Annotated in this window: 6 protein-coding genes and 1 pseudogene; 1 reads left to right on the forward strand and 6 read right to left on the reverse strand. The window is 35.6% G+C overall.

All coding sequences use genetic code 11. The annotated features are described in order from the left end of the window. From ABWO41_RS10780 to ABWO41_RS10790, 3 genes are all read right to left on the reverse strand, one after another. Positions 1 to 320, reverse strand: a 320-nt coding sequence (locus ABWO41_RS10780) for a Ppx/GppA phosphatase family protein (RefSeq protein WP_502945647.1), incomplete at its 3' end; no start/stop codon positions are given. Next, positions 317 to 2,368 (reverse strand): polyphosphate kinase 1, encoded by a 2,052-nt coding sequence (gene ppk1 / locus ABWO41_RS10785; protein WP_353137558.1) that lies wholly within the window; start codon positions 2,366 to 2,368, stop codon positions 317 to 319. The genes ppk1 and ABWO41_RS10780, both read right to left, overlap by 4 nt. A 51-nt stretch (positions 2,369 to 2,419) precedes the next feature. Then, on the reverse strand, positions 2,420 to 3,178 hold the full coding sequence (locus tag ABWO41_RS10790; protein ID WP_353137560.1) for a hypothetical protein: 759 nt from the start codon (positions 3,176 to 3,178) through the stop codon (positions 2,420 to 2,422). Between the two features lie 63 nt (positions 3,179 to 3,241). On the opposite strand from ABWO41_RS10790, the gene ABWO41_RS10795 reads away from it, so the two are divergent. Next, positions 3,242 to 3,736, forward strand: coding sequence for a YajQ family cyclic di-GMP-binding protein (locus ABWO41_RS10795; protein WP_353137562.1), 495 nt, complete (start codon positions 3,242 to 3,244; stop codon positions 3,734 to 3,736). 67 nt (positions 3,737 to 3,803) lie between these two features. On the opposite strand, the gene ABWO41_RS10800 is transcribed toward ABWO41_RS10795, so the two are convergent. From ABWO41_RS10800 to ABWO41_RS10810, 3 genes and pseudogenes are all read right to left on the reverse strand, one after another. After that, a complete protein-coding gene (locus ABWO41_RS10800) occupies positions 3,804 to 5,237 on the reverse strand; it encodes a TolC family protein (RefSeq protein ID WP_353137564.1) in 1,434 nt (477 codons plus the stop codon). Beyond that, positions 5,230 to 8,394 (reverse strand): annotated as a pseudogene (locus ABWO41_RS10805) (efflux RND transporter permease subunit). Before ABWO41_RS10805 ends, ABWO41_RS10800 begins: the two are co-directional and overlap by 8 nt. 21 nt (positions 8,395 to 8,415) lie before the next feature. After that, positions 8,416 to 9,501, reverse strand: a complete 1,086-nt coding sequence (locus ABWO41_RS10810) for an efflux RND transporter periplasmic adaptor subunit (RefSeq protein ID WP_353137566.1) — start codon at positions 9,499 to 9,501, stop codon at positions 8,416 to 8,418. Positions 9,502 to 10,311: the final 810 nt, after the last annotated feature.

Below are 10,311 nucleotides of genomic sequence, written 5' to 3' on the forward strand. Positions count from 1 at the left end.
ATTTTTAGATTAAGCTTTTCATTTACTTTGTCAATAATATCCTGTCCGTTCTTTGCTTCCCGCATAGCTGATGTTGCACAAGCCATATATTTTTCTACTTTATGCACCTCCATCAGACTTTTAAAAGCCAGCATGGTCTTATAAAAATCCTCTGTCTTTGATTTGGATATTTTTTTATTTATAAATGAGTCGTCGCCTAAACGAACCGGAACTCTGATTAAGGAAACCTTTTTATATTGTTTAAGGCTCCCTGTCTTTTTTACTTCTGCAATTAGCAGTCTAATCGCATTGGAGCCAATATCTATTGCTGCGTATTTCAATGACTATGTTTTGCTTTTAAATATTTATAAGTATCAAGCTGAGAACGAACTTCTGTTTTCGATTTTGTTCTTTTATATCTATTGTTATTCAGAACATTGATTTCTCTCGCTTTTGTATTATCACTTAATTGAATATCTATAATATCTCTTATTTCTTCCCGAATATCTTCTTCATATAAAGGAAAACCAACTTCTACGCGATGATCTAAGTTTCTGGTCATCAAATCTGCAGAAAGTAAGTATATTTTCTCTTTCCCCTGATTCCCGAAAATCCATATTCTTGCATGTTCCAGAAACCTGTCTAAAATCGAAATCACTTCTATATTCTCACTAAATCCCTTCATTTTGGGGATTAGGCTGCACATTCCCCTTATAATTAGTTTAATTTTTACTCCTGCATTACTTGCTTCATATAACTTTAATATAGTTTTTTCATCATTCAGAGAATTCATTTTAAGAATGATATAGGCTATTTTACCTCTTTTAGCATTATGTATTTCGATCTCTATAAACCTTAATAATTTATCTCTTGTCTCAAACGGGGAAACAATGAGATGATGGTATCCTGAAGAAAGTTTATTAGCTTCTATCGATTTAAATAATCGATTAAGCTCTAGCGTAATCTTTTTATTAGCCGTAAATAAACTGTGGTCGCCATATATTCTGGCCGAAGATTCATTAAAATTACCGGTAGAAAGATTAGCATAGTAAACTTTTTCTCCTTTTTCAAGACGGGTAATCATGCATATTTTACTATGTACTTTATAATCCGGGATGCCATAACTTACCGTTACCCCTTCTTCTTCCAATCTTTTTGCCCAAAAAATATTAGCTTCTTCATCAAAACGAGCTTTCAGTTCAACCAGACAATAAACCCTCTTCCCATTTCTGGAAGCATTAATAAGTGCATTAATAATTTTAGAATTCTCGGCCAAACGATATAAAGTAATTTGAATTTCACTCACTTTCGGATCTATAGCTGCCTCTCTAAGAAAATGAATAATGTAATTGAAGGACTGATAAGGAAGATTTACCAAAAAATCCTTTTGTTTGATCAGTTCTATGATACCACTATTATAGCTTAAGCCAGAAACTGGTAAAGCTGTTATATCGTTATATTCCAAATCGGGTCGGCCAACATTGGGAAATTTAATAAAGTCTTTAAAATTCTGGTATCTGTTTCCAGGAATCAGACTTTCTGTTTTAAGATTTAGCTGTTTGGTAATTATTGCCAGCATATCTTGTGGCATGTCCACATCGTACAACAAACGCATTGGTTTGCCTTTTTTCCGTTTTTGGAGGCTTTTGGTCAGCGCTTCAATGAATTTTTCACTAACATCATTATCCAATTCAAACTCGGCATCTCTTGTGACCTGAATGCCGTAACATTGAATCTCATCATATTCAAAAGAGAAAAATATATCTTCCAGATTATACCTGATCACATCGTCCAGAAGGATAATAAATTTCAAATTATTGGTTTCAGGCAAAACCAAAAATCGATTTAAAGATCTCGGAACTTCTATTAAAGCAAATTTTGATTTTATTCCCTCTTTGCTAAGCTTTATAAAAAAATAAAGAGATTGATCTTTCAGTTCGGGAAACGGGCGTTTATCCGTTAAAATTAATGGAACAATTGCTGATAGAATCCTTTCTCTAAAAAATTCTCTCACAAAGATTCCTCGGTTTACGTTTAACTGCTTCTCATTTAAAATGAAAATCTTATTTCTTGCCAATTCATCGATAATCTCGGAATATAGGGCATTAAATTTCTGTTCGTGTCGTACAACAATCCTTTTTATTTCTTTGAGTATTTTTTTTGGATTGTAACCCAATTCCTCTTTTGTCTTACTGCTAATATCTGCCAAACGATTTAAGGTTGCAACACGCACTCTATAAAATTCGTCCAGATTAGAAGAGAATATAGCGAGGAATCTAATCCTTTCTATTAGGGGCACAGTTCTATCTGCCGCCTCTTGCAATACTCTGCTATTAAAATATAACCAACTAATTTCCCTATTTAGTAAAGGCGCTTTATTGTCGCTCATTTATCATTAAATTAACGAAGGCAAATAAGGAAAACCAATGTGTACTTTACGTTAAATGCCTTTTGTTTCGGTATTAGAATCGCTTTTCTTTTCTGGTGCTGTGACAGTTTTAGTTTTATCTTCTTCTGTTTTTTTAACAGTAGTTTTAACCGAACCGGCCGCAGCAACTGTTTTTTTCCTTACAGGAGCCGGCTTTTTTTCTAAACTTTTGTTGTCAGCAGTGGATGCTTTTGAAGCAGGCGTACTTGTTGTTCCCGATGTTGATTTAGCAGGCGTTGGCCTGGTTGTTTTTACAGAATTTCCTGTTGGCTTTGCGGTTGTCGTTTTTTTTGCTGCTGGCTGAACTGGCTCTTTGGATACGTCGGCTTTTACAGTCTGATTAACAGAGGGAACAGAAGTAATTGCACTTTCTGCCTGTTTAGGTTTTTTTTTGATGGGGGTTATCTTCGATGTGGCAGAAGCATTCTGTGTTTTATTGGGCGCAACCTGTTTTGTATTCTCTTCACCCTGAATTGGCTTTATATGTTTACTATCGACACTCTCTATAACTTTTATTGGGGTTGCAGATTCTATTTTTTTATCGTTTTCTTTTTTAGACTTACCTTCTTTCTTATCCTTTTTAGATTTTTTCTTTCCTTTCACACCTGCAGTCAATTTATCAGCTAAAAGTTTACTAACTCCTTTTAAATCAGAAGCTATATCTTTGACATCATGACCTAAACTTTTAATAAAATCTGACATCTTAGACCTTAGACTTTTTTCTAATTTGCCTTTAGATTTCACTTTTTTTTTGTCTTTTTTAGTTTTCATAGTGTTTTCTATATTAGTTATTTAAAGCTATATTTAAAAAGTTAAATTATCAAATTTAAAATCATGCCATCCTTTGATATAGTAAGTAAAATAGACGGACAGACATTGGATAATTCTATAAACAATGCAAAAAAGGAAATCTTAAACAGGTACGATTTCCATGATTCTAAAAGCAGTATTGAACTAGAGAAAAAATCGAACGTTCTAACAATAATCACAGAAAACGATATGCGCTTAAAGGCAATAATTGATTCTATTATTTCCAGAATGATGAAGCAAAATTTAGATCCAAATTCTTTGGATCTGGAAAAACCTTTTTACAGCATATCCGGAAATATGATTAGAAAAGATATTGCTGTTAAAGAAGGTATAGACAAGGAAACAGCAAAAAAAATAGTAAAGAAAATAAAAGATTCAGGTTTAAAGGTGCAGGCTTCTATTATGGAGGATCAGGTTCGTGTACAGAGCAAAAAGATAGATGATTTACAATCTGTAATACAGCTGTGCAGAACAGAGAACTTTGGCCAACCTTTGCAATTTATTAATATGAGAAGTTAAAACCGAGAAATCTCTCGGTTTTACACCTTCTCAAATCAACTAAAAACAAAAAACAATTAAAAAACTCCTATTTCCACCCTCCACCCAAAGCTTCGTAGACATTAACAAACATACTTAGCTGTTTTTTTCTGGTTTCTATTAGCTCTAATTTGGCTTCAAGAGCATCCCTTTGTGTCATTAACACTTCAAAATAATCTGCTCTTGCAGATTTAAACAGTTCATTAGATATGGCAATAGATTTTGTTAATACATCTACCTGCTCCGTTTTTAAAGCATAAGATTTTTCTAAATTAGACATTGCCGATAATCGATTACTTACTTCTACAAACGCATTCAAAATTACACGCTCATAGTTATATAACGATTGAACCTGTTTTGCATTAGCATTAGCAAACTCAGCTTTTATAGCTGCTCTATTGATTAAAGGGCCGGCCAAATCTCCTGCTATCGAATACAAAACAGACTCCGGCACTTTAAAAAGATAAGATGGCTTAAAAGCCTGCAATCCTATTCCTGCAGAAATCCCCAAAGAAGGATAAAATTCTGCTCTAGCTGCTTTCACATCCAACCTGGCTGCTTCTAACTCTTTCTCAGCCTGAAGAATATCTGGCCTGTTAGCTAAAAGTTGTGCCGGTACGCCATTACTCGCAATATCAAATACTTCTGTCACGAACCTATCTTTAACTCTTGGAATATGTTGCACATACCTCCCCAACAGCAGATTAATTCTATTTTCGGTTTCTACAATTTGTTGCTGCACATTAAACTCTAAACCTTTCGTATTTAACACTTCGGCATTAAATTTCTGTACAGCTAACTCAGTAGTTTTTCCGGCAGCCTTTTGAGCTTTTACTATATTAAATGCGTTGTTTTGAATTTCTATATTTTGCCTGATGATATCTAACTGATTATCTAAAGCTAAAAGTTCGTAATAATTATTTGCCACTTCTGCAATTAAACTGCTCAATACAAAGTTTTTCCCTTCCACGGTGGCCAAATACCTGTTAATTGCTGCCTTCTTTTCATTTCGTATTTTCTTCCAAATGTCTACCTCCCAATTTGCTGTCGCTGCAACAATGACATCTCCTAATGGATCCGGCATTTCTTTACCTTCGACAATTTCTGTGGAAGCATCTCCGGCTCCCTGGTTGGTATAACGTCCAACTTTTTCGATTCCTCCTCCTATTTGGGCCTCTACTTTCGGGTACAAATAGCTCTTCTTGATTCTTGCTTCATTCTTTGCTATTTCCAACTCTTGCAATGTAATTTTCAGCTCCTGATTGTTATGCAATGCCGTATCTATCAGCGCAATCAAATATGGATCGGTAAAAAATTGCCTCCACTTTAAGCGGGCTATATTAGCTGTATCTTCCGAATTATTATACGCAGCAGGTAATACAACATGATGTTTAGGCTCAATAACACCCGGCACTTTACAACTAACATAACATAGGCTTAAGCTTATTATGGTCAGCCAATAAAAAATCTTATTTTTAAACATGCTCGTATAATTCTTCTGTTAATGGATTCTCTTCCTCCTGCTTAATTAAATGATGTCTTTCGGCAATTTTACCAAAGATGTAATATAACCCAGGTATAATCAGGACACCGAAAATGGTTCCGAAAAACATTCCGCCCGCTGCCGCAGTACCAATAGTTCTGTTACCTAATGCTCCGGGACCGGTTGCAAATACAAGAGGAATAAGGCCTGCTATAAATGCAAACGACGTCATTAATATCGGTCTGAAGCGCATCTTAGCTCCTTCTATTGCAGATGTTAACACAGAGTATCCGGATTTATGCCTTTGAACTGCGAACTCTACAATTAAAACAGCATTTTTTCCTAATAAACCAATCAGCATCACCAATGCGACCTGCGCATAAATATTATTTTCCAAACCAAAGAGTTTTAACAACAGAAATGCACCAAAAAGTCCTACGGGTAATGAACAAATAACTGCTAACGGCAGTAAAAAGCTTTCATATTGAGCTGCAAGAATAAGATAAACAAACCCCAAACAAATCAGGAAAATGTAAACCGCCTGATTCCCCCGGGATACTTCATCTTTTGATATACCGGCCCAATCTATACCGTATCCGCGAGGTAACGCTTTTTGTGCTACTTCATTAATTACTTTAATAGCTTCGCCACTACTGTAACCTGGTGCAGCAGAACCACTAATCTCTGATGCGTTGTACATATTATGTCTGGTAATTTCCGATAATCCATATACTTTTCTCATTTTCATAAAAGAAGAGAAAGGCACCATTTGGTCTTTATCATTTTTAACATATAACCTCAGCACATCTTCCGGCAAGGCCCTATATTCTGGCAATGCCTGCACCATTACTTTATACTGGCGGCCGAACTTGATAAAATTGGTTTCATAATTACTTCCAACCAGAGTAGATAAGGTATTCATTGCCTTTTCTATAGTTACACCCTTTTGCTGTGCAATATCATTGTCTATATCCAACATATATTGAGGGAAACTTGCACTGTAAAAAGTAAATACAGAAGACAGTTCGGGCCGTTTATTCAACTCCCGTACAAAGTCCTTGCTTACTTTTTCCATTTGCTGGTAATCATTCTTACCTTCTTTATCCAGTAGTCGCAGCTCGAAACCACCCGCAGCACCATATCCCGGAACAGCCGGAGGTTGAAAAAATTCTATAGTTGCGCCCGGTATGTCTTTAGCTGTCTCTTCCAGTTCTTCAATAATTTCCTGAGCAGATTCTTTACGTTCTGACCAATCTTTTAAATTGATCAGACAAGTCCCTGCATTCGCAGACGTACCTTCTGTAAGTATTTCATAACCTGCCAAAGCAGAAACGGATTGTATGCCTTCTATCTCTTCAGCTTTTCTCTGCAGGGTTTCTGCTACTTTATTTGTTCTTTCCAGAGACGATCCGGGAGGTGTCTGGATAATGGCATAAACCATCCCCTGGTCTTCGTTAGGTATAAATCCTGTTGGCACACTGTTATTCAGGAAATAGACACCAACACAAAACACAATCAATGTGCAAAAGGTAAGGCTTCGTTTGGTTACTATTTTCCTTAAAAAATACATGTATTTATTCGACAACCTATCAAAACCATAATTAAACCCAGCTATGAATTTTTCCAACAGATTTTGCTTCCCTTTTTTATGATGTGTATTTTTTAAGATAATGGCACATAATGCCGGAGTAAGTGTTAATGCCACTAAACCTGACAAAATAATAGAAGTAGCCATAGTAATGGAAAATTGTCGGTAAAAAATACCTACCGGACCAGACATAAAAGCTACCGGAACAAAAACTGCAGCCATTAGAAAAGTTATAGCGATAATAGCCCCGCTTATCTCTTTCATAGCTTTTTTTGTGGCCTTTAGTACAGAAAGATGCTCTGCTTCCATTTTTGCATGTACAGCTTCTACGACCACAATGGCATCATCAACAACAATACCTATGGCCAACACCAGTGCAAACAAGGTTATAAGATTTATGGTAATGCCAAAAAATTGCATAAAAAAGAATGTACCTATTAGTGAAACTGGAACTGCCAGAGTTGGTATTAAGGTAGATCGCCAATCGCCCAGAAAAAGGAACACAACAATGCCTACCAGAATAAATGCTTCTACCAAAGTATGCATTACCTTCTCCATAGAAGCATCCAGAAACTTAGATACATCATAGCTGATTTCGTATTTAATTCCTTTGGGGAAAGACGCCTCTAACTCTTTCATTTAAGCTTTTACATCTTTAATAACCTGGCTCGCATTACTGCCATAAGATTGTTTAAGAACAATAGCAGCAGACGATCTGTTATTCAGATTAGAATATAAATCATACATGGCACTGCCAAATTCTATAGTTGCAACATCCTTTAAACGGAGCAGCTCTCCGTTTGCACTTGCCCGAAGTACAATATTACCATATCCTTCTTTGGTCGTAAATCTGCCCGGATATTTTAAGACGTATTCAAAGCTCTGAGATCGTTTTCCTGAAGCCTCCCCTGTTTTCCCTGGTGACGCCTCTAAACTTTGTTCTTCTAAGGCTTTCATTACTTCTTCTGCAGATATTTTGTAAGCCAACATTCTGTCTGGTTTCAACCAGATTCTCATTGCATATTCCCGATTACCTAAAATATCTGCTACACCAACTCCATCTACTCTTTTAAGTTCTGGCAAAACATTGATATCTGCAAAGTTGAACAAGAAGTTTCCATTAAAACTTGTATCCTGACTGTACATATTGACGTACATCAGCATATTAGACTCTTCCCGTGTTACCTTCACGCCCTCCCTAACTACAATTGGGGGAAGTTTATTTACTACAGATGCAACTCTGTTTTGAACATTTAAGGATGCCTGATTGGGGTCGGTTCCAAGGTTAAATACAACCTGAATGGTTGCTTCTCCATCGTTACCCGCATCCGAAGCCATATATTTCATTCCCGGAACACCATTTAATGCCCTTTCCAATGGTATAATAACAGATTTAATCATCAGCTCTCCATTCGCCCCGGGGTATTCGGCGGTTATATTTACTTTAGGCGGAGATATAGACGGAAATTGTGTAACGGGCAATTGTACTATAGCCAAAACACCCAAAAAAACAATAATCAACGAGATCACAATAGACAATACCGGTCTATGTATAAATTTATTAAACATGATATGCTTTATTAGCGTTTACTACTCTGCTTTTAATCTTAAATGAGCCATTACTTCCTTGGCAGGAACAAACTCATAATGAATTTTATCATCATCTTTAACTTTCTGGACTCCTTCGAGCAAAATTTTATCATGCTGTGATAAACCTTTGGAAACAATATATAAATCAGGAAGTTCTCCGCTTATGGTAATATGTTTAGATCTGGCAATTCCATCTTTACCTACCACAAATACATATTTTCTATCCTGCAGTTCGTAGGTTGCTTTCTGAGGGATAATTAAAGCATTATTTAATGGTACAGTCATTCTTACTTTACCGGTCTGCCCATTTCTTAACAGTCTCTCCTGATTGGGGAATCTCGCTCTAAATGCAATATTTCCTGTTTCATTATCAAACTCACCTTCGACGACCTCTATATTACCCTCATATTTAAAGATTTGGTTATTTGCCAGCATCAATGAAACTTTACCTGTTCCTCTATCTTTTACATGCGATTCGTAGTCCAGATATTCTGGTTCTGATACGTTAAAATAAACCAGCATTTGACTGTTATCTGATAAGCTGGTCAACAATTCGCCTTCGTCAACGAGGCTGCCCAGTTTAAGAGGAATTCTGTCTATGATCCCATCGAAAGGTGCCCGGATTTCGGTAAATGACAGATGTAATCTGGCAATAGCTGTTTCTGCATTAGCATGATCAAGCTTGGCTTTTGCTAAAGCAACTTCGTTATCAGAAACAATATTTTTTTCTCCAAGGCTTTTAGCATTTTGGAATTCGATATTAGCCATTTTAGACTCGGCTTGTGCCTTTTGGAATTCCGCTTCATATATCTTTGGCATAATACGGAATAATAACTGGCCTGTCTTTACTTGCTGGCCTTCATCAACATAGATATTTTCCAAATACCCTTTCTCCTGTGCTCTGATTTCTATATTTCGGAATGAGCGAATTTGTGATACATACTCCTTATTAAAAGAAGTGTCTACATGTACAGGTTCTGTCACCGTATATTCCTCCTCTATTTCTTCTTTTTTCTTATCATCGGTACAGCTTATTGTATAAAACAGTGTACTACCTAACATTAAAAGCACTAAGCCTCTTTTCATTTTTTAATTGAAAACAAAATGATTATAAATTAATTACCGTATTTGGATAGAATAACCGAAAACAGTCAACTATCTAAAAGAATCCCCTGATGAGAGAATATTGGCAGCGATAAAACAGCTACCTGAAGAGAATATAGAAAAGGATCAAATTCTTAGGACACGTTGCAGAATATATTTGTTCTGCGAAGCGGAAGCAAGGTAATTACAAAACGGCAAATGCTCTTTAAACAGCCGTCGAAAGTTAAAGAACATAATAGCAAATACAATTGCTATTATTACAACCGATGATAGGGCATATTCTCTGATAGTGCTGGAATAATCTTCAATATCTTCAACAAATACAGAATGATTAGTCTTTACCGGAATATTCTTCCTTTCAGAAAACAGATGAGTTTTTAATGATTTTTTTGAGTCTTTATATTTCTGCGAGAAAAGAGTATCTGAGTGTGTATATGTATGTACTTTCCCTGATTTAAAAATCAGTATTTGGAACAAGATAAATATTAGTACAATACCCCTCATATGATGTCAAAAATACTATCGTTTTGCTTTCGTAAAATCAATTTAACATTTTTTAACTATTCATCTGTTTACATAAAAAATCGTTAACAAATAGAAGTAAAAATTATCAAAACAACAAGAACAGAAACAAAACGGGCATAAAATGACTTTAGCACAAATAATTTTTATTATTTGATGACGTTGTGTCTTTTAGCACTTGAACTATTAATATCAGTGATTCATGGTTTGTAGAAAGAGTGTTAGTCAGTTTGAAAAGTCACCGTTACTTTCTTTATACCCCAATCTTAT

This window comes from Pseudopedobacter sp. (assembly GCF_040392825.1).
Lineage (GTDB): Bacteria > Bacteroidota > Bacteroidia > Sphingobacteriales > Sphingobacteriaceae > Pseudopedobacter.

Coding starts and splice junctions, on each gene's coding strand:
- ABWO41_RS10800 (WP_353137564.1), bottom strand. CDS start 5,237: ATGTTTAAAAATAAGATTTTTTATTGGCTGACCATAATAAGCTTAAGC.
- ABWO41_RS10795 (WP_353137562.1), top strand. CDS start 3,242: ATGCCATCCTTTGATATAGTAAGTAAAATAGACGGACAGACATTGGAT.
- ABWO41_RS10790 (WP_353137560.1), bottom strand. CDS start 3,178: ATGAAAACTAAAAAAGACAAAAAAAAAGTGAAATCTAAAGGCAAATTA.
- ppk1 (WP_353137558.1), bottom strand. CDS start 2,368: ATGAGCGACAATAAAGCGCCTTTACTAAATAGGGAAATTAGTTGGTTA.
- ABWO41_RS10810 (WP_353137566.1), bottom strand. CDS start 9,501: ATGAAAAGAGGCTTAGTGCTTTTAATGTTAGGTAGTACACTGTTTTAT.